At 70.4% G+C, this 26,880-nt stretch carries 22 protein-coding genes and 5 pseudogenes; 15 read left to right on the plus strand and 12 right to left on the minus strand.

The annotated features are described in order from the left end of the window. Positions 1-7: 7 nt before the first annotated feature. The 6 genes and pseudogenes from P8T65_RS10145 to P8T65_RS10170 form a co-directional block, all read right to left on the minus strand. Positions 8-2,203 (minus strand): glycosyltransferase family 39 protein, encoded by a 2,196-nt coding sequence (locus tag P8T65_RS10145; RefSeq protein WP_316725105.1) that lies wholly within the window; start codon positions 2,201-2,203, stop codon positions 8-10. Between the two features lie 17 nt (positions 2,204-2,220). Then, positions 2,221-3,510 (minus strand): bifunctional glycosyltransferase family 2/GtrA family protein, encoded by a 1,290-nt coding sequence (locus tag P8T65_RS10150; RefSeq protein WP_316725106.1) that lies wholly within the window; start codon positions 3,508-3,510, stop codon positions 2,221-2,223. 121 nt (positions 3,511-3,631) lie between these two features. Next, entirely contained in the window at positions 3,632-3,916 is a 285-nt protein-coding gene (locus P8T65_RS10155; RefSeq protein WP_316725107.1) for an ATP-binding protein, read from the minus strand. Between the two features lie 272 nt (positions 3,917-4,188). Beyond that, a pseudogene (locus P8T65_RS10160) lies at positions 4,189-4,266 on the minus strand (hypothetical protein); the annotation flags it as partial. A 337-nt stretch (positions 4,267-4,603) separates the two neighbouring features. Then, positions 4,604-4,987 (minus strand): annotated as a pseudogene (locus P8T65_RS10165) (winged helix-turn-helix domain-containing protein); the annotation flags it as partial. Position 4,988: 1 nt separating this feature from the next. Then, positions 4,989-5,622, minus strand: a pseudogene (locus tag P8T65_RS10170) (VTC domain-containing protein); the annotation flags it as partial. A gap of 736 nt (positions 5,623-6,358) precedes the next feature. On the opposite strand from P8T65_RS10170, the gene P8T65_RS10175 reads away from it, so the two are divergent. The 12 genes from P8T65_RS10175 to P8T65_RS10230 all read left to right on the plus strand — a co-directional run bounded on the left by P8T65_RS10175 (position 6,359) and on the right by P8T65_RS10230 (position 16,749). Further along, on the plus strand, positions 6,359-6,940 hold the full coding sequence (locus P8T65_RS10175; RefSeq protein ID WP_316725108.1) for a GNAT family N-acetyltransferase: 582 nt from the start codon (positions 6,359-6,361) through the stop codon (positions 6,938-6,940). A gap of 92 nt (positions 6,941-7,032) precedes the next feature. Then, entirely contained in the window at positions 7,033-7,116 is an 84-nt protein-coding gene (locus P8T65_RS10180; protein ID WP_309474722.1) for a putative leader peptide, read from the plus strand. A gap of 173 nt (positions 7,117-7,289) precedes the next feature. Then, positions 7,290-8,981, plus strand: a complete 1,692-nt coding sequence (locus tag P8T65_RS10185; protein WP_316725109.1) for a nitrite/sulfite reductase — start codon at positions 7,290-7,292, stop codon at positions 8,979-8,981. A 103-nt stretch (positions 8,982-9,084) separates the two neighbouring features. Continuing rightward, a complete protein-coding gene (locus P8T65_RS10190) occupies positions 9,085-9,264 on the plus strand; it encodes a hypothetical protein (protein WP_316725110.1) in 180 nt (59 codons plus the stop codon). Then, entirely contained in the window at positions 9,261-10,031 is a 771-nt protein-coding gene (locus P8T65_RS10195; RefSeq protein WP_316725111.1) for a phosphoadenylyl-sulfate reductase, read from the plus strand. The genes P8T65_RS10190 and P8T65_RS10195 overlap by 4 nt, the downstream gene beginning before the upstream one ends. An 83-nt stretch (positions 10,032-10,114) precedes the next feature. After that, positions 10,115-10,660: an adenylyl-sulfate kinase gene (gene cysC / locus P8T65_RS10200; protein WP_316725112.1), complete on the plus strand. Its 546-nt coding sequence runs from the start codon at positions 10,115-10,117 to the stop codon at positions 10,658-10,660. Then, the gene (cysD, locus tag P8T65_RS10205; RefSeq protein WP_316725113.1) at positions 10,657-11,595 is read left to right on the plus strand and encodes a sulfate adenylyltransferase subunit CysD; all 939 of its coding nucleotides are present in this window, start codon (positions 10,657-10,659) and stop codon (positions 11,593-11,595) included. The genes cysC and cysD overlap by 4 nt, the downstream gene beginning before the upstream one ends. A gap of 2 nt (positions 11,596-11,597) precedes the next feature. After that, the gene (locus tag P8T65_RS10210; RefSeq protein ID WP_316725114.1) at positions 11,598-12,932 is read left to right on the plus strand and encodes a GTP-binding protein; all 1,335 of its coding nucleotides are present in this window, start codon (positions 11,598-11,600) and stop codon (positions 12,930-12,932) included. Positions 12,933-13,167: 235 nt separating this feature from the next. Then, positions 13,168-14,277 carry an aliphatic sulfonate ABC transporter substrate-binding protein gene (locus P8T65_RS10215; RefSeq protein WP_316725115.1) on the plus strand — a complete coding sequence of 370 codons (1,110 nt, stop codon included), beginning with the start codon at positions 13,168-13,170 and terminating at the stop codon, positions 14,275-14,277. 36 nt (positions 14,278-14,313) lie between these two features. Beyond that, positions 14,314-15,099, plus strand: coding sequence for an ABC transporter ATP-binding protein (locus P8T65_RS10220; protein ID WP_184900681.1), 786 nt, complete (start codon positions 14,314-14,316; stop codon positions 15,097-15,099). Beyond that, positions 15,086-16,000 carry an ABC transporter permease gene (locus P8T65_RS10225; protein ID WP_316725116.1) on the plus strand — a complete coding sequence of 305 codons (915 nt, stop codon included), beginning with the start codon at positions 15,086-15,088 and terminating at the stop codon, positions 15,998-16,000. Before P8T65_RS10220 ends, P8T65_RS10225 begins: the two co-directional genes overlap by 14 nt. Positions 16,001-16,005: 5 nt before the next feature. Further along, positions 16,006-16,749 (plus strand): sirohydrochlorin chelatase, encoded by a 744-nt coding sequence (locus P8T65_RS10230; RefSeq protein WP_316725117.1) that lies wholly within the window; start codon positions 16,006-16,008, stop codon positions 16,747-16,749. Positions 16,750-16,759: 10 nt separating this feature from the next. Here the strand turns inward: P8T65_RS10230 and P8T65_RS10235 are convergent, their stop codons facing one another. Further along, positions 16,760-17,308 carry a DUF1697 domain-containing protein gene (locus P8T65_RS10235; protein ID WP_316725118.1) on the minus strand — a complete coding sequence of 183 codons (549 nt, stop codon included), beginning with the start codon at positions 17,306-17,308 and terminating at the stop codon, positions 16,760-16,762. A gap of 235 nt (positions 17,309-17,543) precedes the next feature. Here P8T65_RS10235 and P8T65_RS10240 point away from each other — a divergent pair, with 235 nt between their 5' ends. Next, positions 17,544-19,820 (plus strand): MMPL family transporter, encoded by a 2,277-nt coding sequence (locus P8T65_RS10240; protein WP_316725119.1) that lies wholly within the window; start codon positions 17,544-17,546, stop codon positions 19,818-19,820. A gap of 86 nt (positions 19,821-19,906) precedes the next feature. Here P8T65_RS10240 and P8T65_RS10245 read toward each other — a convergent pair whose 3' ends face one another. Both P8T65_RS10245 and mgt read right to left on the minus strand, forming a co-directional pair. Continuing rightward, positions 19,907-20,851, minus strand: coding sequence for a CDP-alcohol phosphatidyltransferase family protein (locus tag P8T65_RS10245; RefSeq protein WP_316725120.1), 945 nt, complete (start codon positions 20,849-20,851; stop codon positions 19,907-19,909). 261 nt (positions 20,852-21,112) lie between these two features. Continuing rightward, positions 21,113-22,340: pseudogene (gene mgt / locus P8T65_RS10250) on the minus strand (macrolide-inactivating glycosyltransferase). A 443-nt stretch (positions 22,341-22,783) separates the two neighbouring features. Here mgt and P8T65_RS10255 point away from each other — a divergent pair. Further along, positions 22,784-24,064: a transposase gene (locus P8T65_RS10255; protein WP_316725121.1), complete on the plus strand. Its 1,281-nt coding sequence runs from the start codon at positions 22,784-22,786 to the stop codon at positions 24,062-24,064. Positions 24,065-24,101: 37 nt separating this feature from the next. On the opposite strand, the pseudogene P8T65_RS10260 reads toward P8T65_RS10255, so the two are convergent. Beyond that, positions 24,102-24,533, minus strand: a pseudogene (locus P8T65_RS10260) (carbohydrate ABC transporter permease); the annotation flags it as partial. Between the two features lie 142 nt (positions 24,534-24,675). On the opposite strand from P8T65_RS10260, the gene P8T65_RS10265 reads away from it, so the two are divergent. Further along, the gene (locus P8T65_RS10265) at positions 24,676-25,539 is read left to right on the plus strand and encodes an aminoglycoside phosphotransferase family protein (protein ID WP_316725122.1); all 864 of its coding nucleotides are present in this window, start codon (positions 24,676-24,678) and stop codon (positions 25,537-25,539) included. Positions 25,540-25,593: 54 nt separating this feature from the next. On the opposite strand, the gene P8T65_RS10270 is transcribed toward P8T65_RS10265, so the two are convergent. Both P8T65_RS10270 and P8T65_RS10275 read right to left on the minus strand, forming a co-directional pair. Further along, positions 25,594-26,079 (minus strand): GNAT family N-acetyltransferase, encoded by a 486-nt coding sequence (locus tag P8T65_RS10270; RefSeq protein ID WP_316725123.1) that lies wholly within the window; start codon positions 26,077-26,079, stop codon positions 25,594-25,596. Continuing rightward, complete coding sequence (locus P8T65_RS10275) at positions 26,076-26,798, minus strand: 3'-5' exonuclease (RefSeq protein ID WP_316725124.1); 723 nt, start codon at positions 26,796-26,798, stop codon at positions 26,076-26,078. Before P8T65_RS10275 ends, P8T65_RS10270 begins: the two co-directional genes overlap by 4 nt. Positions 26,799-26,880 lie beyond the last annotated feature (82 nt).

Here is a 26,880-nt window from a genome sequence, read left to right on the forward strand (position 1 = left end):
CCCCGGACTACTTGGCGGCGCAGTCGTGGAGCACGTTGCCTCCCACGAATCCCGTCACACCGTCGTCGTCCGCCGGGGAGGACGTGCCGCCGTACGACGACTCCGGAACCTTCGTGCAGTTGTCGGCGATCCAGTCGGCGCGCCGCTCGGCGTATCCGCCCGACAGGCCCGGCCGACCGCGGCCGGTGTCGGAACCCAGGATGTAGCGTAGTTCGCCGTTCTCGGTCCACTCCTTCAGCTGGGCCACCGACGGCACGTTGTCGCTGTTCGTGAAGCCGCCCATGGCGATGACGGTCTCGTCGGTGTCCAGGATGAAGGCGCTGGCGGACAGGGCGCCGCCCTCGACGGCGAGCTTGATCCGTGCGTCGGGTGCGTGCTCGACGGCGTACTGAAGGATCTTGCGCTGGTCGGCGGTGAGTTCCCCGCCGCCGAAACCGCCGGGCCCGCCCGGGGCACCCGCCGAGCGACCACCGGGCATACCGTTCGCTCCCCCCGCGGGCATTCCGGAAGGCATTCCGGAAGGCATTCCGCCGGACGAGGGGTCATCGGACCGGTCTGAGGACCCGTCAGCGCCGGGGAGGCCCGGCATGTTCGACGACGTCCCGGACGGCATGCCCGGCGGAGGCCCTCCGCCGTTCCCGCCCGGCCGGGGCATGCCGCCACCTCCGCCGAGGCCGAACGTCTGCGGACCGGCCGTCGGGTTGGAGCCGCCCATGCCGGTGGTGCCGGGCACGCTCACCGCCCAGGCTCCCGGAGCCACCAGAACCGACGCGACCGCCGCGCCCACGGCCACCGTCAGCAGCCGACTGTGCCGTCGGGACAGCACCAGCAGGACGACGGCGGCGCAGCCCACGAGCAGCACCGGCCACACCAGCCAGCCGTTCCAGTCGGGTTCGCGGCGGACCAGCGCCACCGCCCAGGCCACGCTCACCACGACCCCCGCCACGCCGACCAGGGGCGCCTGGCGCAGACCCGCACCGTGCACGCGGACCAGGCCGACCGTCAGCCCGCCGCACAAGGCGGCGATGGCCGGGGCGAGTTGGGTGGTGTAGTAGGGGTGGAAGATGCCCTTCTGAGTCGAGAACACGGCAGCGCAGACCACCAGCCAGGTTCCCCACAGCAGCCAGCCGGAGGCGGGCAGCAGGGCGGAGGCGGGCGACTTCCCGCGTCGGTGGAGTACCGCCACCCCGACGGCGACGGCCAGAGCCAGCGCGCAGAGGGGCAGCAGCCAGCTGATCTGACCGCCCACCTGTGTGTCGAACATCCGGCCAATGCCGGGCGCACCGCCGAATCCGCCGGCGAACCCGCCTCCGCCCCCCAGGCCCTGGGGCGTGCCGTCACCGGAGCCGAAGACCCGTCCCAGCCCGTTGTAGCCGACCACGAGGTCCCAGGCCGAGCCGTCCTTGCTGCCGCCGATGTACGGGCGCTCGCCGGGCCACAGGGCGACCATGGCGACCCACCACAAGGAGGACGCCGCCAGGATGGCTCCCGCGCCCAGCAGACGCCGCACACGCGGTATCCAGGCGCCGCTTCCTCCCACGAGCCAGGCGACGGCGAACGCGGGGACGACCATCCAGGCGGCGAGCATCTTGGTGAGGAATCCGCACCCGATCAGGAAGCCGCTCGCGCACAGCCACCAGGTCGCGGCCCTGCCCTCCGTCCGCAGTGCGCGGGTGAGCGCGTACGCCGCGGACACCAGCAGCAGGACCAGCAGGGTATCGGGGTTGTTGTCCCGGTTGATGGCCACCGTGATGGGGGTGAGCGTCAGCACCAGGGCCGCGACCAGGCCCGCCGCCTCCCCCGCCCAACGGCGCACGGTGCGGTGCAGGACGAAGACCGTGGCCACGCCCTCGATCACCTGTGGCAGGAGCAGTGCCCAACCGTGCATCCCGAAGATCTTGCTGCTGATCACCTGTGGCCACAGAGCGGCCGGCGGCTTGTCGACCGTGACCACGCCCGCCGGGTCGAAGGAGCCGAAGAGGAAGTCGGTCCAGCTCGTCCCCATCGATTTCACGGCCGCCGAGTAGTAGCTGTTGCCCCAGCCAAGGGAGCCCAGCGCCCATCCGTACAGGACGGTCGCGAGCACGAGGACCGCGCCGAGTGCCGCGGGGGGAGCCCAGGCCGGCAGCGGGCGGACGGACGGACTCGTCCTGTCGGGTGTCGGGGTCGCCGATACGGACCGGAGGTGCCCGGAGTTGCTCATGTCGGGATTCGCTCTCGTCATCGGGTACGGCCACGGGGGCCGACGAAGACTGCCAGCCGCAGCACGACGAAGCGCACGCCGGTGACCGCGACGGACGCCGCGGCGAGGACCGCGGTCTCGGCGGCCGGTGAGGCACCGGGATCGATCCACTTGAACCACAGCACCGCCCCGGAGGTGACCAGGTAGCCGAGGACGAACAGGCCCCCGGCACCGAGGTGGGCACGGGCGGGCGGGGTGGTGGAGTGCCGGAAGGTGAGACGCCGGTTCGCCTCGGTGTTGAGGACGGTGAGGACGGACAGTGAGACCAGGTTGGCGACGGCCGGAGTCCACCAACCGCGCAACAGCCAGTACAGCAGGGCCTGCCCGGCCGTGGAAAAAACACCGACCGCGATGAAGCAGCCGACCTCCCACGACAGCACGCCACGTCCCGTGGGGGGTGCGAGGACGGCGTCGGGGTGCTCGGCGGCCGGTGCGGGGCGCGGCCGTATGTCGACGCGGGCATCGCCGGAGGCCTTGAGGCGCGCCATGCGCCACAGGCCCCGCAGGTCGTCCGTGGCGGTGCGCACCACGTCCACCCGGGTGTCGACGTCCTCGACCCAGTCGACCGGGACCTCGTGGACGCGCAGTCCGTTGTGCTCGGCGAGCAGGAGCAACTCGGTGTCGAAGAACCACGCGTCGTCGCGGGTCACCTTCAGCAGCGGCTGGAGTACCTCGGTGCGGGCCGCCTTGAACCCGCACTGGGCGTCGGAGAAGCGGACGCCATGGGTGAGCCGGATGATGCCGTTGTAACAACGGGAGATGAACTCGCGCCGCGGCCCGCGCACCGTACGCGCGCCGGGCGCCAGCCGGGATCCGATCGCGATGTCGGAGTGACCGCTGGCCAGCGGGGCGACCAACGGGAGCAGCCCGTCGAGGCCGGTGGACAGGTCCACGTCCATGTACGCGACGATGTCCGCGTCGCTGGCGCCCCAGACGGTGCGCAGAGCCAGCCCGCGGCCCTTGCGGTCCAGGTGGACGACGCCCACCCCGGGCAGTTCGTCGGCGAGACGGCCGGCGGTGGCGAGGGTCTCGTCGGTGCTGGCGTTGTCGACGACGGTGATCCGCCAGGGGAACGGGAAGCCCTCGGACAGACGTCCGTGGAGGGTGCGCAGGCACCCGGGCAGGGCGCGCTCCTCGTTGTGGACCGGCACGACGATGTCCACCGTCGTGGTCCCGGCGTCCGGAAGAAGCGAACGGTCGACCGGCTGGAACGGGGCGGGCCGCTCCGTGCGGGCGGCGAGTCGGGTGAGGTGGGGGGTGGGAGTCATGGCTTCCTCAGGCATGAGGGGACGGCAGACTGCGGCTCACAGGCCCTGGTCAGGGCCGCGGCCTCACTGTTGCCGCCCCGCCTGTGGGGGTAGGGGGAGAATACCGAGAACTGACGGATAGTCAGATCAATGGCCGAAAGCGCTCCCACGCTTCACCCAGCGCCCCGACGTCCGGGTACGGCAGCAGCACGCAGTGCTTCTTCTCCAGACGGGCGGCGGCCACCATGGATGCGGCAGTGGGCCGGTTCGGCAGAAGCAAGTGGAATGTGCAGCTGTCCCCCGGCCGGGTGTCGAGCTCCAGACGCCCGCCATTGGCCTCCGCGGCACGGCAGGCGATCGCCAGTCCCAGACCGGAACCAGCCGCGGCGGGCAGGGCGGAACCGGCGCGGTAGAAGCGATCGAACACTCGCCGCGCGTCCGATGCGGCGAGGCCGGTCCCTCCATCGGCCACCTCGACGGCACAGGCGAGAGCGCCAGGGGGCAGGGGCGGATTGGTGCTGGGACGGCCGGGCACATCCGTGCCCTGACCGTTGGTGCGGATAGGGCGCCCAGGCCGATGCTGCGATCGGGGTACTCCACGGCGACGGCTGCGATGCAGTCGGCGGCCAGTGACAGCAGGTCGAGCATGGTGTTGAAGGCACGGCCGAGGTGACCGACCTCGGTGACCACATGCCGGTCCGGAACACTCAGTCGCAACTCGCCGTCGGCGATGCGCCGGGCCGTGCGCTCGACCCCGAGGAGCGACCGCAGCCCCACTCCGACCGGGGCAGCCGCGGGCCGGCGCCTTCCCCCTCGCCATTCCCCCTCGGACTACCGGGTGTACTTCTACGACAGTGACGGACACAGACTGGCCGGAGGGTGACGTTCCCGGTGGTCACCCCTGCCCTCGTCCGTCCGTCCAGCACGTCCGGGGAGAGCTCGGCCACCGGCTGGAAACGGCCGAGCCGACCGTCGACCTGGTCCGTGAGCCAGGTGTGCGGCAAGGCGAGTCCCGCCGCCTGGCAGAGCAGGACCGCCGACGTGGCCGGCAACGTGACGCCGAGAACCAGCCGTGCCCGCGAAGAGCGCGGTTTCAGCCGTGTCAGCCGCTGCCTCACGGCGCCGCCGCTCCCGATCCGGGGCGGGCGGTCCGCAGACAGTAGCCGACACCGCGGATCGTCTGGATGAGCTGCGGTCCGAACCGGTCCATCTTGCGTCGCAGATTGCGTACGTACGTATCGACGATGCGGGCGTCTCCGGCGAAGTCGTAGTGCCAGACCTCGGACAGAATCTCCTTCTTGCCCACGACACGTTCCGGCTGCGCCAGCAGACAGACCAGCAGCCGGAACTCGGTGGGCGACAGCTGGATCGGCAGGCCCGCCCGCCACACCTCGTGGGTCTGCTCGTCCAGCACCAGATCGGCGTACCGCAGGGGCGACCGTCTGACCCCGCCGCCCCGTGGCATGTCACTGCGCCGCAGGATCGCACGGATGCGCAGACGGCGTGCGTTCATTGACCTTGATCTCCATCACCGACAGGTGCGGCGGAATGGTGAAACGGTTCTCCGGGCTCGGTGTGCCGAAGTGGAAGTCCCGGTCCCGGCCGCGGATGCGGCGGTCGAAGGTCACCCGCAGTCCGGTGTCCGCGGCGCGGCCGACCAGCGCCTCACGCTGGTACCCAGTGATCGCGGTGGGCCGCGGGTTCAGCCGTACGACGAGGTCCGCCACCTCCTGGATGAAGGCGCTCTCACCGGCCGAGTGCTCCACCATCTCCCGGTTGTCGCACAATCGGCGGGCGACGCCGTACGGAAGGGTGATGCGGCGCTTCTGCGTGACTCGGTTGACGCGTTGCTTGATCTCCACGCACACCGGGGACTCGTCGGTGATTCCGTCCAGGTTCCCGTAGTGGCGGATACGCAGCTTTCGCCGGAACTTCAGACCCTCGATCTTCTCCCAGCAGAAGCGCAGTTGCGGGGTGTCGTAGTACAGACTCCACACGCCGTGACCGCCGACCGGGCTGTTCAGATCACGGTCCATCCGCTCGGCCAGCTCGTCCCGGATGTCGGCCGCCTCCTCGACCGGCACGAGGTACTTCAGCTCGCACCGAATTGAACGCATGCAACCTGCTGGCCACGTGCAACGACTGTTCCTCCGCCAGGTCTCGGTCCTCCTCCCGGCTCGTGGACTTCCGCTGTGTGGTCACCGGTAGCGCCACCATGCGCCTCCTTCGTCGTACGGCCCCATCGGGCGACACGGCACACGAAACCGGCGGGACGTGAGAAGCTGCCGAGAATTGCGAGGTAATTCCAGGAGTACTTGAGATGTCCACGAAGTGAACTGCTCGCGCTGGCATGCGGTCGCCGGCAGACACCGACCTGTACTGGGCCGAGCAGTCGGAAGGGCCACCTCCCGGACGCCAAGCACGTGGTGCGGGACGGCGACGCGTCGGCGCCGCGATGAGCGTGGTGACCCACTCGACCGGGACGCGGAGAGATCCGAGTGCGGCAGAATCCGGAGCCGACGAGGCTCCCACGCCGGCGGCTCGGGCGTGAAGGTCATCACCGCCGAAGCCGTGAAGCCGTGTTCGCAGCCGAGAGCCGCTGCCGTGACCACTGTTCCGATCGCCGGCGACCAGCCCCCCGCAACTCATGGGGTTCCGCATGGACGGCTCGGAGGCCCCCCGCCGGATCGATCGTCGCCTTCCACAAGAGCAGAGAAGACCCCTCGGACTGCCCCCGGCCGGGACCGGAACCCGAAAGTGAACACGACATCGCACAGGCCCTGGTCCCGCGCCACCGCGGGCCGGGTCCGCCCCGGAGGGACCCGGCCCGGCCTTGGAAATGGGTCGGCGCGCGTGGTTCCCTGGGCCCATGAGCAGCAGTCCCGTCACCACCTGGTCCCTGGAGCAGACCTCGCCGAGCGATCTGCTTCCCGCCGCGGCGCCCGAGGGCGACGACGTGCGTATCGTGCGTGCCGAGGTCCCCTCCCCCGAGTTCAGCCGCTTCCTGTACGCCTCGGTCGGCGGGGACGTCCTGTGGATCGACCGGCTGTCGTGGTCGTACGCGCGGTGGCAGGAGCACCTGGAGCGGCCGGGCGTGGAGACCTGGGTCGCCTACGACCGGGGCACCCCCGCCGGTTATGTGGAGATGGAGCCGCAGGACGGCGGGGTCGTGGAGATCGTCTACTTCGGGCTGATCCCCGGGTTCCGGGGGCGGCGCATCGGCGGGCACCTGCTGTCGTACGCCACGGCCCGGGCCTGGGACCTCGCGGAGCGGTGGCCGGGGCTGCCGCCCACCAAGCGGGTCTGGCTGCACACCTGCTCCCGGGACGGCGAGCACGCGATGGCGAACTATCTGCGGCGTGGTTTCACCCTGTTCGACACCAAAGTGACCGAGGAAGCCGACGCCGCGGCGCCGGGGCCCTGGCCCGGCGCGACCCCGTCCACACCATGACCCACATCACATTGTCTCGCGATACGAGACATCCTTGTCCGGAATGTGGATGACGGTGGACTCGGTCTAAAGAGGCGTGCCACGCTTCCGTCATGTCTGGAACTGGAATTGCCTTGGTGAGTCGGCGGCACGTCGACCTCGGCCGCATGTCCAGCGCCATCTGTCCGGTGAGCTGAGCCCGACCGCGAGGGGTTGGACGACCCCGGGCATACAGCGCCGCACACCCTCCTCTGTTTCAGCCCGCGCAAGGACGCGCAGGCGCCGCACACGCTGCCCGCGTGTGCCCGCATGCGCGCGCAAGCGCGGGTCAGAGCCGATTCCCACGCCTTTCCCGAAGGACATACACACCATGGCCGCCACCCCGCAGAACCCTGCCACGCCCCGCCGCAAGGTGAGCCGTCACCGTGGCGAGGGACAGTGGGCCGCGGGTCACTTCACCCCGCTGAACGGCAACGAGCAGTTCAAGAAGGACGACGACGGTCTCAATGTGCGGACACGCATTGAGACGATCTACTCCAAGCGTGGCTTCGACTCGATCGACCCCAACGACCTGCGCGGCCGCATGCGCTGGTGGGGCCTCTACACCCAGCGCAAGCCCGGGATCGACGGCGGCAAGACCGCGATCCTGGAGCCGGAGGAGCTGGACGACAAGTACTTCATGCTGCGGGTGCGGATCGACGGCGGACGCCTGACCACCCAGCAACTGCGGGTGATCGGCGAGATCTCGCAGGAGTTCGCGCGGGGCACGGCCGACATCACCGACCGGCAGAACGTGCAGTACCACTGGATCCGCGTCGAGGACGTGCCCGAGATCTGGGAGCGGCTGGAGGCCGTCGGGCTGTCCACCACGGAGGCCTGCGGTGACACCCCCCGTGTGATCATCGGCTCACCCGTCGCCGGGATCGCCGCCGACGAGATCATCGACGGCACGCCCGCAATGGAGGAGATCGGCCGGCGGATCATCGGCAACCCCGACTTCTCGAACCTGCCCCGCAAGTTCAAGTCCGCGATCTCCGGCTCGCCGCTGCTCGACGTGGCGCACGAGATCAACGACATCGCCTTCGTCGGTGTCCGCCACCCCGAGCACGGCCCCGGCTTCGACCTCTGGGTCGGCGGCGGCCTGTCCACCAACCCCAAGATCGGGCAGCGGCTCGGCGCCTGGGTGCCGCTGGACGAGGTCGCGGACGTGTACGAGGGCGTCATCTCGATCTTCCGTGACTACGGCTACCGGCGGCTGCGCACCCGCGCCCGGCTGAAGTTCCTGCTCGCCGACTGGGGCACGGAGAAGTTCCGCCAGGTCCTGGAGGACGGGTACCTCAAGCGCAAGCTGATCGACGGCCCGGCGCCGGACCAGCCGGTGGCCCGGTGGCGCGACCACGTGGGTGTCCACCAGCAGAAGGACGGCCGCTACTACGTCGGGTTCGCCCCGCGCGTGGGCCGGGTGGACGGCACCACGCTGACGAAGATCGCCGACCTCGCCGAGGCGCACGGCTCCGGCCGGGTCCGGACCACTGTCGAGCAGAAGATGATCGTGCTCGACGTCACCGAGGAGCAGGTCGACTCGCTGGTCGCGGGCCTGGAGGCCCTGGACCTCACGGTGAACCCGTCGCCGTTCCGGCGCGGCACGATGGCCTGCACCGGCATCGAGTACTGCAAGCTCGCCATCGTCGAGACGAAGGCGCGCGGCTCCCTGTTGATCGACGAACTGGAGCGCCGGATCCCGGAGTTCGACGAGCCGATCACCATCAACATCAACGGCTGCCCGAACGCGTGTGCGCGTATCCAGGTAGCGGACATCGGTCTCAAGGGCCAGCTGGTCCTCAACGACGCGGGCGAGCAGGTCGAGGGCTACCAGGTGCACCTGGGTGGCGCGCTCGGTCTGGAGGCCGGCTTCGGCCGCAAGGTGCGGGGTCTGAAGGTCACCGCCGACGACCTGCCCGACTACGTCGAGCGCGTGCTCAAGCGCTTCCAGGAGGAGCGCGAGGACGGCGAGCGCTTCGCCACGTGGGTCGCCCGCGCTTCCGAGGAGGCCCTGTCATGAGCTTCTTCATGGCCTCGGTCATGGGCATCCTCCTGTGTGCCGGCGCCGGCGCGGTGATCGGTGCCGTCGTCACCCGCGTACGCACGGACGGGGGGCGCGACCTATGAGCGAGCGAGCCGCCCCCTTCTACTGCCCCTACTGCGGTGACGAGGACCTGCGCCCCCACGAAGAAGGTCACGGGGCGTGGGAATGCGGAGCCTGCAATCGAGCCTTCCAGTTGAAGTTCCTCGGGTTGTTGACCCGGGGGCTTCGGCGAGCCGACAGCGGAGGGGATCACATATGACTGCCGTGAAGGCGGATTCCGACACATCCACGTCCCAGGCGGACGCGGCCGACCAGGAGGCGACCGACCCGGACGCGGCGAAGCGCGCCGAGCTCAAGGCGCTCGCCGAGCAGGCCGGCCGCGATCTGGAGGACGCCTCGGCCCTGGAGATCCTCCAGTGGGCCGTGGACACCTTCGGCAACCGCTTCTGCGTGACCTCCTCCATGGAGGACGCGGTCGTCGCGCACCTCGCCTCCCGCGCCAGGCCCGGTGTCGACGTCGTGTTCCTGGACACCGGCTACCACTTCCCGGAGACCATCGGCACCCGGGACGCCGTCGAGGCCGTGATGGACGTCAACGTCATCACGATCACCCCGCGGCAGACGGTCGCCGAGCAGGACGCCGAGTACGGCCCCAAGCTGCACGACCGCGACCCCGACCTGTGCTGCTTCCTGCGGAAGGTCAAGCCGCTCGAAGAGGGCCTGACCCGCTTCGACGCCTGGGCGACCGGACTGCGCCGCGACGAGTCCGCGAGCCGGGCCAACACCCCGGTCGTCGGCTGGGACGAGAAGCGCGGCAAGGTCAAGGTCTCCCCGATCGCCCGCTGGACGCAGGACGATGTGGACGCGTACGTGGCCGAGCACGGCGTGCTCACCAACCCCCTGCTGATGGACGGCTACACCTCGGTGGGCTGCGCCCCCTGCACCCGGCGGGTCGCCCCCGGCGAGGACGCGCGGGCCGGCCGCTGGGCCGGCAACGCCAAGACCGAGTGCGGGCTGCACCTGTGACCGCGACAGCCGAGACCGCCGACACCGTCGGGAACGCAGGCCCCGGGACGGGCCGTGCTCCCGCGACGAACCAGGAGAACCCAGTGACGACCGGAGCCACCGGAGCCACCGTCTGGCTCACGGGTCTGCCGAGCGCCGGCAAGACCACCATCGCCTACGAACTCGCGGGCCGCCTGCGCGAGGAGGGCCACCTCGTGGAGGTCCTCGACGGCGACGAGATCCGCGAGTTCCTCACCGCTGACCTCGGCTTCACCCGCGCCGACCGCCACACCAACGTGCAGCGCATCGGCTTCCTCGCCGAGCTGCTCGCCCGGAACGGCGTCAAGGCGCTCGTGCCGGTCATCGCGCCCTACGCCGACAGCCGCGAGGCGGTCCGGGGGCGCCACGCGGCGAGCGGTGCCGCGTATGTCGAGGTGCACGTGGCGACGCCGGTCGAGGTGTGCTCCGAACGCGATGTGAAGGGTCTGTACGCCAAGCAGGCGGCCGGTGAGATCTCCGGGCTGACCGGTGTCGACGACCCGTACGAGGCTCCCGAGACCCCGGACCTGCGCATCGAGTCGCAGGACCAGACGGTCCAGGAGTCCGCGGCGCTGGTCCACAAGCTGCTCACGGAGAGGGGTCTGGCATGACGACGACCGTCGCCGCCGTCTCCGGGGAGACCGGCACCCCGTACACGCTGTCGCACCTGGACGCGCTGGAGTCCGAGGCGGTCCACATCTTCCGCGAGGTCGCGGGCGAGTTCGAGCGGCCGGTGATCCTCTTCTCCGGCGGCAAGGACTCCATCGTCATGCTGCACCTGGCGCTGAAGGCCTTCGCCCCCGCCGCGGTCCCCTTCTCCCTGCTGCACGTCGACACCGGACACAACTTCCCCGAGGTGCTGGAGTACCGCGACCGCACGGTGGCCCGCCACGGGCTGCGGCTGCACGTGGCCTCCGTCCAGGACTACATCGACCGCGGAGTGCTGCGCGAACGCCCCGACGGCACCCGCAACCCCCTGCAGACCGTGCCGCTCACCGAGAGGATCCAGGCGGAGAAGTTCGACGCCGTCTTCGGCGGCGGCCGCCGCGACGAGGAGAAGGCACGGGCCAAGGAGCGGGTGTTCTCACTGCGCGACGAGTTCTCCCAGTGGGACCCGCGACGCCAGCGCCCCGAGCTGTGGAACCTCTACAACGGCCGCCACGCACCCGGCGAACACGTCCGCGTCTTCCCCCTGTCCAACTGGACCGAGCTGGACGTCTGGCAGTACATCGCCCGCGAGGGCATCGACCTGCCGGAGATCTACTTCGCGCACGAGCGTGAGGTGTTCCAGCGGGCCGGGATGTGGCTGACCGCCGGCGAGTGGGGCGGCCCCAAGGACGGCGAGACCGTCGAGAAGCGTCTCGTCCGCTACCGCACCGTCGGCGACATGTCCTGCACGGGCGCGGTCGACTCCGACGCGACCACGCTGGACGCCGTGATCACCGAGATCGCCGCCTCCCGGCTCACCGAGCGGGGCGCGACCCGCGCCGACGACAAGATGTCCGAGGCCGCGATGGAAGACCGTAAGCGCGAGGGGTACTTCTAGGCATGAGCACGATCACCGCCGAGGAGCTCTCGGCCACCACGCTGCTGCGGTTCGCGACCGCCGGTTCCGTCGACGACGGCAAGTCCACCCTGGTGGGCCGCCTGCTGCACGACTCCAAGTCGGTCCTCACCGACCAACTGGAAGCCGTGGAACGGGTCTCCGCGAGCCGCGGCCAGGAGGGCCCCGACCTCGCCCTCCTCACCGACGGCCTGCGCGCCGAGCGCGAACAGGGCATCACCATCGACGTGGCCTACCGCTACTTCGCCACCACCCGCCGCCGCTTCATCCTCGCCGACACCCCCGGCCACGTGCAGTACACCCGCAACATGGTCACCGGCGCCTCCACCGCCGAACTGACGGTGATCCTCGTCGACGCCCGCAACGGGGTCGTCGAGCAGACCCGTCGGCACGCCGCGATCGCCGCGCTCCTGCGGGTCCCGCACGTGGTCCTCGCGGTGAACAAGATGGACCTCGTCGCCTACGAGGAGCAGGTCTTCGCGCGGATCGCCGAGGAGTTCACGGCGTACGCGTCCGAGCTGGGCGTCCCGGAGATCACCGCGATCCCGATCTCGGCGCTCGTCGGCGACAACGTGGTGGAGCCGTCCGCGAACATGGACTGGTACGGCGGCCCCACGGTCCTGGAACACCTGGAGACCGTGCCGGTCAGCCACGACCTGGCGCACTGCCACGCCCGGCTGCCCGTGCAGTACGTGATCCGTCCGCAGACCGCCGAGCACCCGGACTACCGGGGCTACGCGGGCCAGATCGCGGCCGGCACCTTCCGCGTCGGCGACTCGGTGACGGTGCTGCCCTCCGGCCGGACCACGAAGGTCACCGGCATCGACCTGCTCGGCAAGCCGGTCGACTCGGCCCACACCCCGCAGTCGGTGACCCTGCTGCTGGCGGACGACATCGACATCTCGCGCGGCGACCTGCTGGTGCCCAGCAAGGACGCCCCCGCGACCACGCAGGACATCGAGGCGACCGTCTGCCACGTGGCTGACCAGCCGCTCACGGTGGGCCACCGGGTGCTGCTCAAGCACGGCACCCGTACGGTCAAGGCGATCGTCAAGGACATCCCGTCCCGGCTGACGCTCGACGACCTGTCCCTGCACCCGCACCCGGGACAGCTCGTCGCCAACGACATCGGCCGGGTGAAGGTCCGCACGGCCGAGGCGCTGCCGGTCGACTCCTACGCCGACTCCCGCCGCACCGGCTCGTTCATCCTGATCGACCCCGCCGACGGCACGACCCTGACGGCCGGCATGGTCGGCGAGTCGTTCGCCTCCCCGGAGCCCGTCAAGGACGAGGCCGAGGACGACGGGTGGGACTTCTGACATGAACCCCCAGGACTTCTACGCGATGTTCGCGAAGGAGGGCGGCCGTGTGGGCAGCGGCGCCCTCGGGAGCGGGCAGGGCGGCGTGGCGCGATGTGTGCGATGACGTACGCGCACCGCATGCGCGCCCCGTCCCCCCACCCGACGTCCCGGTTGCGACGAAGACCCTTTTCCTGATTTCCCGGCCACGACCGTCGAGTTCGTGACCGCCGGGCCTCCGAGAGGACCACCTCCCGTGCCTGCACACCGCTCAGCTCTTCTCCGCCGTGGCGTCGCCGTGGCCGCCGCGCTGCCCCTGCTGGCGCTCGCCGCCTGCGGTTACGGCTCCCAGGCCAAGGACGACGAGACCGCCCAGGTCGCCGCCGGCGCCAAGAAGATCGAGGGCCTCGACACGGTCAGGATCGGCTACTTCGGCAACCTCACGCACGCCACCGCCCTGGTCGGGCGGCAGGAGGGCATCTTCCAGAAGGAGCTCGGCGCCACCAAGGCCGAGTACGCGATCTTCAACGCCGGTCCCTCCGAGATCGAGGCGCTGAACTCGAAGTCGATCGACATCGGCTGGATCGGCCCCTCCCCGGCGATCAACGGCTACACCAAGTCCGCGGGCAAGGGCCTGCGCATCATCGGCGGTTCGGCCTCCGGTGGTGTGAAGCTCGTCGTCGACCCGGACAAGATCAAGTCCCTCAAGGACGTCAAGGGCAAGAACATCGCGACGCCGCAGCTGGGCAACACGCAGGACGTGGCGTTCCTCAACTGGATCGCCGAGCAGGGCTGGAAGGTCGACGCCGAGAGCGGCAAGGGCGACGTCTCCGTGGTCCGCACGGACAACAAGATCGTCCCGGACGCCTACAAGTCGGGTTCGATCGACGGTGCCTGGGTGCCGGAGCCGACCGCGTCCAAGCTGGTCGCCGAGGGCGCGAAGGTGCTGCTGGACGAGGCCGACCTGTGGCCGGACAAGAAGTTCGTGATCACGAACATCATCGTGCGGCAGGACTTCCTGAAGGAGCACCCCAAGGTCGTCGAGGCCGTGCTGCGGGGCGCGGTCAGGACGAACGCCTTCATCAACTCCGACACGGAGAAGGCGAAGGAGGCGGCCAACGCCCGGCTGAAGGAGGACTCCGGCAAGGCACTGGACGCCAAGGTCCTCGACCCGGCGTGGACGTCCATCCAGTTCACCGACGACCCGCTGGCGTCCACCCTGCAGATCGAGGCGGACCACGCGGTCAAGGCCGGTCTGCTCAAGGACCCGCTGCTCGACGGCATCTACGACCTGTCGATCCTCAACAAGGTCCTGAAGTCCGAGGGCGAGTCCGAGGTCGACGACGCCGGTCTCGGCGCCAAGTAACGCGGTAGACCGACGAGTCCCCAGGAGGTGACGACCATGGCCACCACCCTCGCCAAGGCCGAGGACACCGAGGCAGTGGAGCACGCAGCCCGCATCGAGCATGTATCGAAGTCCTTCGCCGGACCGACCGGGCAACAGCTCGTGCTCGACGACATCACGCTCGATGTCGCTCCGGGCGAGTTCGTCACCCTCCTGGGGGCCTCGGGCTGTGGCAAGTCCACCCTGCTGAACCTGGTGGCGGGTCTCGACGCCCCGTCCCAGGGCAGCATCTCGACCGACGGGCGCCCCGCTCTGATGTTCCAGGAGCACGCCCTGTTCCCGTGGCTGACCGCGGGCAAGAACATCGAACTCGCCCTGAAGCTCAGGGGAGTTCCGAAGAACGAACGGCGCGAGCGCGCCGAGGACCTGCTCTCCCTGGTCCGGCTGAAGGGCGCGTACGGCAAGCGGGTGCACGAGCTGTCCGGCGGTATGCGGCAGCGGGTGGCGCTGGCGCGGGCCCTCGGCCAGGAGAGCAAGCTCCTGCTGATGGACGAGCCGTTCGCGGCGCTCGACGCCATCACCCGGGACGTGCTGCACGACGAGCTGACCCGGATCTGGGAGGAGACCCAGCTCTCCGTCCTGTTCGTCACGCACAACGTGCGCGAGGCGGTGCGGCTCGCGCAGCGCGTGGTGCTGCTGTCCTCGCGCCCGGGGCGGATCGCCCGGGAGTGGCGGGTCGACATCCCCCAGCCCCGCCGTATCGAGGACGCTCCGGTGGCGGAGCTGTCCTTGGAGATCACCGATGTCCTTCGTGAGGAGATCCGCCGTCATGGCCAGCAGTGAGACGAGGGCGACGGACACGATCGACGCCCCGGTCGCCGACAAGGACCGGCTCGGGGCGGTGGAGGCGGGCCTCGACGCCCTGGAGACGCCCGGCACCGGCCGGCCTCCGTTCAGCCAGACGTTCCGGCAGAAGATCGTGCCACCGATCACCGCGATCGTGCTGGTGCTCGCGGTGTGGCAGGGACTGGTGTCGTTCGGCGTCGTCACCGACCCGGGCAAGCTGCCCCCGCCGTCCGCCGTGTGGGACGCGGCGGAGCAGGCCTGGCTGGAAGGCAAACTGCTCGGCTATGTCTGGACGAGTGTCTCGCGCGGCCTGTTCGGCTTCCTGATCGCACTGGCGATCGGCACGCCGCTCGGCATCCTGGTCGCCCGGGTGCGGTTCGTGCGGTCGGCGATCGGTCCGATCCTCTCGGGGCTGCAGTCGCTGCCGTCGGTGGCGTGGGTGCCGCCGGCCGTGGTCTGGCTGGGTCTGACCGACCAGATGATGTACGCGGTGATCCTGCTCGGTGCGGTCCCCTCGATCGCCAACGGGCTGGTCTCCGGCATCGACCAGGTGCCCCCGCTGTATCTGCGGGCGGGCCGCACCATGGGCGCCACCGGACTGCAGGGCGCCTGGCACATCGTGATGCCGGCCGCGCTGCCCGGCTATCTGGCGGGTCTGAAGCAGGGCTGGGCGTTCTCGTGGCGTTCGCTGATGGCGGCCGAGATCATCGCCAGCCACCCCGATCTCGGGGTCGGCCTCGGCCAGTTGCTGGAGAACGGCCGCACCAACATCGACATGGCCACGGTGTTCCTCGCCATCTTCCTGATCCTGCTGGTCGGTATCGCCATCGACCTGCTGATCTTCAGCCCGCTGGAGCGGCGGGTCCTGCGCGGCCGCGGCCTGCTGGTGAAGAGCTGATCCACATGGTCAGGAAGCCGGTCCTCCTCGTCGTCGCCCACGGCAGCCGCGACCCGCGGCACGCCGCGACCGTGCACGCCCTGGTGCGGCGGGTGCGGGCGCTGCGCCCCGGGCTGCGGGTGGAGACCGGCTTCCTGGACTTCAACCTCCCCTCGGTCCACGGGGTGCTGGAGTCGCTCGCGGCGGAGGGCGTACGGGATGTGGTGGCCCTGCCGCTGCTGCTGACCCGTGCCTTCCACGCCAAGGCCGACATCCCGGCGGTCCTGCGCGAGGCGCCGCCGTCCCTGCGTGTCCGCCAGGCGGAGGTGCTCGGCCCGTCGCCGCTGCTGCTGTCGGCCCTCGAACGCCGGCTGTACGAGGCGGGGCTGAGCCCCGCCGACAAGTCCTCGACCGGGGTCGTGCTGGCCTCGGCGGGGTCCACCGACCCGGAGGCGATCGCGGTGATCGCAGAAATCGCGCGGGAGTGGCGGCACACCGGCTGGTGCGCCGTGCGACCCGCGTTCGCCTCCGCGTCCCTTCCTCGTACGGAGGACGCCGTACGGGAGCTGCGGGCGCTCGGCTGCGCACGGGTGGCCGTGGCGCCGTACGTCATCGCGCCGGGACGGCTGCCCGACCGGATCGCCGCCGGCGCGGACGTGGCGGGCGCGGACGTCCTGTCCGAGGTGCTCGGCCCAGCCCCCGAACTGGCCGCGCTGCTGCTGCGCCGGTACGCGGAGGCGCTCCGGCAGGGGCAGCTCACCGCCGCCTGAGTCGGCGTCGTCAGCCGGCCCGTGTCAGCTCCGCCAGTTTCACCACCGTGTTCCAGTTGCGGGTCGTGGCGGTCAGGCCCTTCAGGAGGCGGGGCTTCGACAGGGTCTCCGCGAGCTTGGAGCGGCCGAGGCCCTCGGGGGCGTACAGGTACAGCGCCCGGTCCCCGATCCTGAACTCCTCGGGCAGGAAGGCCGGTTGGTCGATCCCCTCGAAGCGGCCCGCGTCCACCGTCTCCGACAGGTACGTCACATGGAGCTGCTTGCCCTCCAGCTCCGCCGCCGGGAACGGGCACGCCTCCCGGACGGCCTCCAGATACGTGTGGGCGCGCACCAGGACGTCCACGGTGAAGCCGAAGTGTCCCTCGATGGCGGTCGTGATCTCGGTGGCCAGGGACTCCTCGTCGCCGTGGTCGCTGGTGAAGACCGCGTTGCCGCTCTGGAGGTAGGTGGCCACGCCCTCGTGGCCGAGGCCGGTCAGCAGGGTGCGAAGGTCGGCCATCGGGACCTTCTTGCTGCCGCCCACGTTGATCCCGCGCAGAAGCGCCGCGTACGTCGTCATGGACTCACCCTAAGCACCGTACGGCGGGACACCCTGAGGAGCGGCCCCGAGAAGCCGGGATGGGTGTAAGGGGCCGCTGTCCTCCCTGATGGGGAGGGAGCGGGGTCCGAGCGGAGGACCCGGGGGCGATGGGGTTCACCGGAGAGCACGACGAGATGCCCTTATCCAGCTCATACCTTCGAATCGAAAGGTGGCGGCAGGGGGTCGCCATCGCATACGAGGGGGCTGGCCCGTCATGGCGAACGGAGAGGTACGGGTGCGGGGAATCGCCGCCCGGGCGGGCGGCTGGAGCGCCCAACACCGCTGGGCGGCCGTCGGGATCTGGCTGCTGTTCGTGGTGCTGACCATGGGGATCGGCTCGGCGATGGGCTCGGTCGAGGTCAAGGACAGCGATCAGCTCAAGGGGGAGACCAGCACGGCGGCGCACATCGTCGAGGAGGCGGGCATCGAGGAGCCCGCCGGCGAGACGGTCCTGATCCAGGCGAAGGACGACCGTACCCGGGCCACGGACCCCGCGTTCCGGGCCGCCGTCGACGACGTGATGAAGGCCGTCGGGAAGACCGGGGAGGTCGCCGACGTGACCTCCCCGTACGACACGGGGACGATCTCGAAGGACGGCCGCAGCGCGCTGGTGCAGTTCGACGTGCGGGGCGCGTCGGACACGGCGGGCGAGCGGATCGAGCCGGTGCTGAAGGCCGTCGCGGACGTCCAGAAGGAGCACGGGACGCTGCGGATCGAGGAGATCGGCGGCGCCTCGATGATGAAGACGTTCGACGACGCCTTCGGGGACGACTTCCAGAAGGCCGAGTACTCGGCCGTACCGGTGGCGCTCGGCATCCTGCTGATCGCGTTCGGCGCGGTCGTCGCGGCGCTGGTGCCGGTGGCGCTGGCGATCACCGCGATCATCGCGACGATGGGGCTCATGGCCATCGTCAGCCATGTGATCCCGATGAGCGACACCGCCAACTCCGTGATGCTGCTGGTGGGTCTGGCCGTCGGTGTCGACTACTGCCTGTTCTATCTGCGCCGTGAACGCGAGGAGCGGGCGGCGGGCCGGGACGCGCGGACCGCGCTGCGGGTGGCCGCCGCGACCAGTGGCCGCGCCATCATCGTCTCCGGTGTCACGGTGTGCGTGGCCATGGCGGGCATGCTGTTCACCGGGCTCGCCGAGTTCGAGGCGATGGGCCTGGCATCCCTGATGGTCGTGGCCGTCGCCATGGTCGGCTCGGTCACGGTGCTGCCCGCGCTGCTGTCGCTGCTGGGCGGTCGGGTCGAGAAGGGCCGTATCCCGTTCCTGCACCCGGACAAGCGGCGCAAGAGCGGCCGCTCCGGCGCCGGTGCGGAGAGCCGCTTCTGGAACGCCGTCCTGCGGGTCGTGCTCGCCAAGCCGACGCTGTCGCTGGTCGTGGCGACCGGCGCGCTGCTCGCCGTGGCCGCGCCCGCGCTCGGGATGAAGACGCAGAACCTGACCCTGGACCAGGAGTTCGGCGACTCGCTGCCGATCGTGCAGACCTACAACCGGGTCAACGAAGCCTTCCCCGGCGGTTCCGAGCCGGCCGAGGTGGTCGTCAAGGCGAAGGACATCAACGCTCCCGAGGTGCGGGCGGCGCTGGCCGACTTCAAGGCGGAGGCCGTCGCCTCGGGTGCCTCGCGCGGCCCGGTGGAGATCAAGGTGCACGACGAGCGGAACGTGGCGTTCGTGTACGTGCCGCTGGTCGGCGGCTCCGACCAGGACAAGGCGGGCGCCAGCCTGGACAAGCTGCGCGACGAGGTACGGCCCGCCACGCTCGGCAAGGTCGAGGGCGTCGAGGCGCCTGTCACCGGACAGGTCGCGGGCAACCAGGACTTCAACGACCAGCTGGTCGGTTCCGTGGTCCCGGTCTTCGCCTTCGTCGTGGTCTTCGCCTTCCTGCTGATGCTGCTGTCGTTCCGCTCGCTGACGATCGCGGCGACGTCGATCGTGCTCAACCTGCTGTCGGTGGGCGCCGCGTACGGCATCCTCGTCGCGGTCTTCCAGCACGGTTGGGGTGCCTCGCTGGTGGGCGCGGAGGGTGTGGGCGCCATCATCACCTGGCTGCCGCTGTTCCTGTTCGTGATCCTGTTCGGGCTGTCGATGGACTACCACGTGTTCGTGGTCTCGCGGATCCGTGAGGCGCGGCTGCGCGGTCGTACGACGAAGGAGGCGATCCGGCACGGAGTGGTCACCACGGCCGGGGTCGTGACCAGCGCGGCCGTCATCATGGTCGCCGTCTTCTCGATCTTCGGGACGCTGTCCATGCAGTCGATGAAGCAGATGGGTGTGGGCCTCGCGGCCGCCGTCCTCATCGACGCGACGGTCATCCGCGGCGTGCTCCTGCCGGCCGTGATGGCCCTGCTGGGCGAGCGCAACTGGTACCTGCCGAAGTGGCTGAACCGACTGCCGGACCTCACCCACGACGAGTCCCCGGAGCCGGGAACGGGAACGGGGCCGGAGTCGACCCCGCCGGCCCGGGACCAGCGGGTACGGGTCTGATCGGGTCCTGAGCGCGGTCGTGGGCCGGGGTGGCATCGCCGCCCCGGCCCACGTCCGTGTCCGTGCACCTGTCCGTGCCCGGTGGCTCAGGCCGCCGTGGCGACGTCACCCCGGTCGAAGGAGTCGAGGGTCCGGGTGAAGTCGCGGGTGGAGAGCAACAGCTTGTAGACGATGGCCAGTTCGAAGACGAGCAGCAGGACACCGGAGACGATGGTCGCCGTCATCACCGAGTCGACGATCGGGCCGATCATGAAGACGCCCATCTGGAACTCGATGCCGCTGATCAGATGCGGGCGGACCCGGTGGCGCAGCAGGAAGGACCGGACGCGCAGGTAGAAGGGGAAGCGGCGACGGAACTCCTGGTGCAGGTCGACGACCTGGGCCTGCGGCGCCGCCTGGGTGACCTCGGCGGCGGCCGTGCGCAGGTCCTGCTCGATGTCGGCCTCGGGGTTCTCGCGCAGCAGGTCCTCCATGAAGGCGAGTTCCCGCTCGTTCTCGGCACGGCGGGCCTCGCGGAGCCGGGCCTTGATCTGCTTGCGCATGGTGTGGCGGACCTTGAAGGTCTCCAGGGAGTTGATGTAGCGGAGCGCGTCGCAGCCGATGACGGCGGCGGCGAGCCAGATGTAGAAGGTCTCCCCCGTGCGCTGGTACTGCCCGGCCATCAGGGCCACCGAGCACGCCGCGACCCGGACGCGGTCGAAGACGAAGTCGAGCCAGGCACCGAACACGGAACCCTGGCCGGTGAGCCGGGCGACCTTGCCGTCCATGCAGTCGAGGATGAAGCTCAGGTGGTAGACGACGGCGCCGGCGATCAGCCAGCGCCAGTCGCCCAGCGCGAAGAAGGCGGCCGAGACCAGACCCAGCAGGAAGGCGCCCCACGTCAGCTGGTTGGGCGTGATCCTCGTGTACTTCGCGGTCAGCCGCACCAGGGGGGTGGCGACCGGGTCCACGAGCAGCACGGTCCACCAGGCGTCCCGCCTCTTCTGGGTGACGCGGCGCACTTCCGCGAGGTCGGGTATGTCTCGGCGCATGGGTCAACTTCCTGGCGTTCGAAATGAGTTCATCATCAGCTTGGAAGTCGTTCACCCGAGGCACAAGAAGCGCCGAACACAACCTTTCGGAGGGGGTAACGGTCGAACCCGGCAACAGAGTCAGTGCGCGTTCCGCGCGGACCGGACGTTATCTGAGCGTTACTGAGTGACCTGATCGTGACCTAATAAGTGCCGTGATTTCACGACAGGCGTGGAACCAACCGGCTTGCCCGGCTATCAGGTGGTTACCGAGTTCCCCTGTCACGGGGTTCCGAGTTCCGCCTCGATGAGGTCGGCGGCCCGCCGGGTGCCGCCCTCGCCCGCCATCTCCCGCTGGATCTCCTTGAGTCGGCGCGCCACGTCGGGGTCGTCGACGAGGGAGAGGACCGCCTCGCGCAGGGCCTCGGCGGTCGCCTCCTTTCCGGGCAGATGGCGGGCGACACCCAACGACTGGAGCATCTCGGCGTTGCCGAACTGGTCGACGGCCTGCGGCACGGCGACCATCGGGGTGGCGGTGGCGAGCCCTTCCTGGCTGCCACCGGCACCCGCATGGGTGATGAACGCGTCGGCCTGCCGGAGGACCGCCAACTGCGGCACCCAGTCCCGCACCTCCACCCGGTCCGGGATCTCCCCCAGCTCCGCCGGGTCGACGTGTCGGCCGACCTGGAGCACCATGTGCCAGCCGGGCAGCTCACCGAAGGCCCGCACGCACGCGCGGTAGAAGTCCGGCTGCTTGGTGAAGGCCGACCCGAGCGAGACGAGCAACACCTTCTCCGCGCCGGCCGGCCGCTGCCAGTCGCCCTGCGCCGAGGGGTCGCCCTGGCAGGCGCCGACGAAGGTGTGGCGGCTCTCGTCGACCCGGTCGGCGTTCGGCTGGAGCACCTTCGGGATGAGGACGAGGGAGCGGGCGGGCCTGCCGACGAACGGGTCGGGGTGCTCGGTGATCCCGTTCTCCTCCAGCCAGGCCCGGAACCGGGCGTAGTACGCCTTGCCGCGTTCCGTCTTCCTGGGTTCGGCCCACATGGGCTCGGCGACCTCCTCCTCGTAGCCGTCCCAGGCGACCAGGTTCGGGGAGAGGGAGATCGCCTTGACGCCCCAGCGGTGGGCGAGGACGCGTGCCGGGTACGAGGTGATGTCGTGCAGCACGAGGTCGGGCTCGTCACCCTCGTAGGCCGCGACGAGCTGCGGCAGGGCCTGGATCGCGTCCTCCAGGAAGGGCTCGACGTTGTCGAGGAGCGTGCTCCCCCACGCCTCCGGGTCGGCGTCGGGGCCGGGCAGCGTGGAGTGCCAGGGCCTCGGCTCGGCACCGGTCTCGGCGACCTTCTCCGCGAAGGCCGGCGGGATCGCGTACGTGACCCGGTGGCCGCGGGCCACCAGCTCGCGGACCACTTCGAGGCTCGGGTTCACGTGACCGTGGGCGGCGATGGAGAACATGGCGATATGGGAGGTCATGAAGGTGACGGTACGCGAGACGAGACGTATCGTGCAACTGGTTTGTGGGTGGGTTGTCGGGTGCGGGTGAGTGGAGGTGGTCTTTTGAGGGGCGCGGGAACTGCGCGACCAGCCCCCTACCGGAGCCGCACCCGACGACGCACCCTCTCGCCCTAGCGCTGACAGCGGGCCGACACCAGGTCCCGTCCGGCTCCGAACGTCTCCTCAGCTCACCCAGACCGATCGCACCGCGTCCGGTCCTTCAGCGCCGGGGGGAATGCCCGCTCCCGCATGGATGGACAGGTCCAGCTGAATCGCCGCCAATACGATTCGACGTCTCGGAAGGACGGCGGTGGCGCTGGCCTCGGCTGCTCGCGGTGTCGGCGGTTGGGCACTGGGGTCAGGGTTTCCCAGGTAGACGAAAGCGTTGCCGGTCACTCTCACGAGTGATGCCGGTCGAAGGCGTGGGCGGGAGGGGAACGGGGTGTCTAGGTTCGTGGCATGTCACGATTCCGGATGTATCCGTCGCGCGCGCAGGCCGAGCGGATGCTCACGCACTGCGCGCACGCCCGGTACGTGTGGAATCTCGCTGTCGAGCAGCATGCGCACTGGCGGCGGTGGCGTAAGAGCGCGCCGGGTTTCGCGGAGCAGTGCCGTCAGCTGACCGAGGCCCGGCGGGAGAACGAGTGGCTGGGGTCGGGGAACGTGGCTGTGCAGCAGCAGGCGTTGAAGGATTTCGCCCGGGCCAAGAACGCCCGGTTCACTTCGGGGTTCGGTGAGCCGACCTGGCGCAGGAAGCACGTCCACGAGGGCTTCCGGGGCATCGGCACCGACCGCGTACCGAAACACCACGCGGACGGGTCGCCCAGGCTGAACGCGAAGACCGGCAAGCAGGTCATGGGCCGCTCAGTGGTCGTGCAGAGGCTGAACCGGCGGTGGGCGCAGGTCAGGGTGCCCGGCTGCGGCTGGGTCCGCTTCCGCCTCAGCGCAAAGGGCAAAGGCGCGAAGCTGCCCGACGCCAAGACGTTCCGGGTCACCTTCCGCAACGGCCAGTGGCACATCGCGTTCGCCGTGATCCCCGGCCCGGTCGAGGGGCCGGGCACGGGCGGGGTGACCGGCATCGACCGGGGCGTCACGATCACCGCCGCCCTCTCCGACGGACGGAAGCTGAACTGCCCCCAGCTCACCGTCAAGGAAGGCGCACAGATCCGCAAACACCAGCGGCGGGCGACCCGCGCGCCCAAGGGCAGCTCGGAGAAGGCGGCCGAGTACGCGAAGGTGGCCAGGCTCAAGGCACGGGAGACGAACCGGCGCAAGGACTGGTGCGAGAAGACCAGCACCATGCTCGCCCGCTCCTACGGCCTTATCCGGTTCGAGAAGCTGAACATCAAGACGATGACCCGCTCCGCGAAGGGGACCGTGGAGCGGCCCGGCCGGCAGGTGGCGCAGAAGTCCGGCCTGAACCGGGCGATCCTGGCCCAGGGCTGGGGGCTGCTGCGGCAGCGCACCGGGCACAAGGCCCCCGGCCGGGTCGAGGACGTTCCCGCCCCCTACACCAGCCTGCGGTGCAGTGCCTGTGGATGGATCGACAAGAACTCGCGCAAGAGCCAAGCCGGGTTCGTCTGTTCCTCCTGCGGCTTCACCTGCAACGCGGACACCAACGCCAGTATCAACATCGCGGCAGGACAGGGCGGAATCCCCCGCCCCCGGCGCACAGCCGGTGCCGGAGGGGTGACAACGGCCACCAGCCGTTCGAGCGCCCGTGAACCTCAGCCCATATGAGCTGGAATCCCCCTATTTTAAGAGGGGGAGGATGTCAAATGATCCCGACGACCACCTCGGGCATGGCCCAGGGGATGATCGCCAGCGCGCGGGCCAGCCAGCGCAGCCGCAGGGGCTGGTTCAGGAGGAGCGCGAGGCCGAGGGCCAGCAGGAACTGCGGGACGGTGACCCCGACCGCCCACAGCAGCCCGATGCGGAACGAGTCCCAGAAGAGGGTGTCGTGCAGCAGGTCCCGGAAGTTGAGGGTGCCGATCCACCGGGTGGGCTCGGTGCGGCCGGACTGGGCGTCGGTGAACGCCAGCGCGATCCCGTACAGCAGCGGTCCGACGCTCAGCACCAGGATGGGGATCAGCGCGGGCAGCACCAGGAACCAGGCACCGTGGTCGATCAGGCGCCGGTCCCGGCCGTCCGCCGGGGTGCGCCGCTTGGCCGGTCGCGGGCGTTGCGGCTTCGCGGTCGCCAAGGTCATGTCCGTCATGGTGCTGAGGGCATGACAGGGCGTCAAGACACCGCGCACACGGTCCGACCTGTGCGAATGCGAGACTGGCCGCCGGATGGCGTGAAGCCGACGCCACGAGCGCGCGTCGGCGGTACGGACAGGGAGGCGACGGATGGACGAGGCTCGGGCCCGGGACGTGGTGGTCGCGGCCGGCGTGCTGCCCGGTGCGGCCGGAAAGGCGCGGCTGCTCGCGCTGGGCGAGAACGCGGTGTTCGCCGCCGGTGACCTGGTGGTGAAGGTGGGCCGTGACGCCGAACTCCTCGACCGGGCCCGGCGCGAGGTGCGCATCGCGGAGTGGCTGGCCGCGCAGGGTGTCCCGGCGGTGCGGCCCGCCGAGCCGGATGCCCTGCTCGTCGAGGGACACCCGGTGACGGTGTGGCACCGCCTGCCCGATCCCGTACGCCCCGCGGGGCCGCGTGATTTGGCTGAACTCCTTCGCCCGGTCCACGCCCTCCCCACCCCCGCCTTCGCCCTTCCCCGCCGTGAACTGCTGGGCGGTGTGGAGCGCTGGCTGCGGCTCGCCGGTGACGCGATCGACCCGGCGGACGCGGCGTATCTCCGGGAACGTCGGGACGGCTTCGAGGCGGCCGCGGCCGCTCTCACCCCGCGTCTGCCCCGGGGCCCGATCCACGGCGACGCGCTCCCCCGCAACGTGCACATCGGCCCGGACGGCCCGGTCCTCGTCGATCTGGAGACCTTCTCCGGTGACCTCCGCGAGCACGACCTCGTCGTCATGGCCCTCTCCCACGACCGCTACGGCCTGCCGACGCAGGAGTACGACGCCTTCACGGCCGCCTACGGCTGGGACGTACGGGAGTGGGACGGCTGCTCAGTGCTGCGGAGTGCCCGTGAGACGGCCAGCTGCGCCTGGGTCGCGCAGCACGCGCCGAGCGACCCCAAGGCGCTGGCCGAGTTCGAACGCCGCGTCGCCTCGCTGCGCGACGGGGACGAGACGGTTCGCTGGTATCCGTTCTGACCCGGGCGGTGCCTGCGCGGCCCGCTGGTGTCCTTCCTGACCGCCGCGCGGTGCCTAGCCGGCCCGGAGTATGAGCTCCACCTCGTCGATCTCGGCGTCGCGGGCCAGGGCGAAGCCGCGCTCATGGCCCGTGACGACGAAGCCGCACTTCTGGAGGACGCGGACCGAGCCCGTGTTGTCGGCGGCGGCGCGGGCGTACAGCGGACGGGTCGGGTCGAGGGCGATCAGCGCGGCGAGGGCGGCGGTGGCGATACCTCGGCCCCAGTGGGCGCGGTCGATCCAGTAGGTGACCTCGCGTTCGTCCGGCGGGCCGTAGACCGCCGCGTTGCCGACGACCTCGCCACCGGCGACCACCGTGCGCGCCAGGATGTCGGGGTTGGCACGGATCTTCGCCCAGTGACCGTCGAACAGCTCCCGGTCGGAGTGGTACTCACCGGTGAAAGCGGCGATCCGCTGCGCCTCGGGGTCACGGGCGTGGCTCCAGAAGAACGGCAGGTCGCTGTCGCGTACTTCGCGCAGGGAGATCTCGTCGGCGTTCATACCGTTTCGTCCTCCAGTTCGCGCAGCGGCCAGAGCGCGTCCACGACCGCTTCCGGGTTGCCCTTGCGGCGGAGGAACGCCTGGAAATCGGCGGCCCACTCCGCGTACCACTCGATCTGGCGGCGGTGCAGCTCGGCCGGGCCGAGGGCGGCGACCTTCGGGTGGCGCTGGGCTATCGCACGGGCGAGGCGGGCGGCGGCCAGGGCGTCGGCGCAGGCGTTGTGCGCGGCGTCCAGGGGGACGCCGTACTCGCCGCAGACCGCTTCGAGGTTGCGCTTGCCCCGGCGGTAGCGCTCGACGGAGCGGTCGATCGTGTAGGGGTCGACGACGGGCGCCGGGTCGAGTCCGCCGAGCCGGTCGCGCAGGGACGGCAGGGCGTACCGGCGCAGTTCGGCGGAGAGCAGGGTCAGATCGAAGGCCGCGTTGTACGCCACGACCGGGACGCCCGTCCTCCAGTAGGAGACGAGGACGTCGGCGATGGCGTCGGCGACCTGGTCGGCGGGTCTGCCCTCGGCCGTCGCACGGGCGTTGGTGATGCCGTGCACCGCCACCGCCTCCTCCGGGATCTCCATGCCCGGGTCGGCGAGCCATTCCCGGTGTCCGACCGGCTCCCCGTCCTTGACCTCGATGACCGCGCCCGTGACGATGCGCGCCTCGCGCGGGTCCGTCCCGGTGGTCTCCAGGTCGAAGCCGATCAGCAGCTGCCGGTGCCAACCCATGCTGGCCCCCCTCCTTGGTGGTGCTTTCCCCCAGTGACCACCACCATCGCACGGGCCACTGACAATCCGAGGCGCGCATTCC

It is taken from the genome of Streptomyces sp. 11x1, assembly GCF_032598905.1.
Taxonomy (GTDB): Bacteria; Actinomycetota; Actinomycetes; order Streptomycetales; family Streptomycetaceae; genus Streptomyces.

Bases quoted from the DNA above. Each gene is read 5' to 3' on its own strand.
- P8T65_RS10195 (WP_316725111.1), top strand. From the start codon at position 9,261: ATGACTGCCGTGAAGGCGGATTCCGACACATCCACGTCCCAGGCGGAC.
- P8T65_RS10235 (WP_316725118.1), bottom strand. From the start codon at position 17,308: ATGACGACGTACGCGGCGCTTCTGCGCGGGATCAACGTGGGCGGCAGC.
- P8T65_RS10220 (WP_184900681.1), top strand. From the start codon at position 14,314: ATGGCCACCACCCTCGCCAAGGCCGAGGACACCGAGGCAGTGGAGCAC.
- cysD (WP_316725113.1), top strand. From the start codon at position 10,657: ATGACGACGACCGTCGCCGCCGTCTCCGGGGAGACCGGCACCCCGTAC.
- P8T65_RS10225 (WP_316725116.1), top strand. From the start codon at position 15,086: ATGGCCAGCAGTGAGACGAGGGCGACGGACACGATCGACGCCCCGGTC.
- P8T65_RS10275 (WP_316725124.1), bottom strand. From the start codon at position 26,798: ATGGGTTGGCACCGGCAGCTGCTGATCGGCTTCGACCTGGAGACCACC.
- P8T65_RS10270 (WP_316725123.1), bottom strand. From the start codon at position 26,079: ATGAACGCCGACGAGATCTCCCTGCGCGAAGTACGCGACAGCGACCTG.
- P8T65_RS10255 (WP_316725121.1), top strand. From the start codon at position 22,784: ATGTCACGATTCCGGATGTATCCGTCGCGCGCGCAGGCCGAGCGGATG.
- P8T65_RS10190 (WP_316725110.1), top strand. From the start codon at position 9,085: ATGAGCGAGCGAGCCGCCCCCTTCTACTGCCCCTACTGCGGTGACGAG.
- P8T65_RS10245 (WP_316725120.1), bottom strand. From the start codon at position 20,851: ATGCGCCGAGACATACCCGACCTCGCGGAAGTGCGCCGCGTCACCCAG.
- P8T65_RS10180 (WP_309474722.1), top strand. From the start codon at position 7,033: ATGTCTGGAACTGGAATTGCCTTGGTGAGTCGGCGGCACGTCGACCTC.
- P8T65_RS10185 (WP_316725109.1), top strand. From the start codon at position 7,290: ATGGCCGCCACCCCGCAGAACCCTGCCACGCCCCGCCGCAAGGTGAGC.
- P8T65_RS10145 (WP_316725105.1), bottom strand. From the start codon at position 2,203: ATGAGCAACTCCGGGCACCTCCGGTCCGTATCGGCGACCCCGACACCC.
- P8T65_RS10150 (WP_316725106.1), bottom strand. From the start codon at position 3,510: ATGACTCCCACCCCCCACCTCACCCGACTCGCCGCCCGCACGGAGCGG.
- P8T65_RS10230 (WP_316725117.1), top strand. From the start codon at position 16,006: ATGGTCAGGAAGCCGGTCCTCCTCGTCGTCGCCCACGGCAGCCGCGAC.
- P8T65_RS10210 (WP_316725114.1), top strand. From the start codon at position 11,598: ATGAGCACGATCACCGCCGAGGAGCTCTCGGCCACCACGCTGCTGCGG.
- P8T65_RS10265 (WP_316725122.1), top strand. From the start codon at position 24,676: ATGGACGAGGCTCGGGCCCGGGACGTGGTGGTCGCGGCCGGCGTGCTG.
- P8T65_RS10175 (WP_316725108.1), top strand. From the start codon at position 6,359: ATGAGCAGCAGTCCCGTCACCACCTGGTCCCTGGAGCAGACCTCGCCG.
- P8T65_RS10240 (WP_316725119.1), top strand. From the start codon at position 17,544: ATGGCGAACGGAGAGGTACGGGTGCGGGGAATCGCCGCCCGGGCGGGC.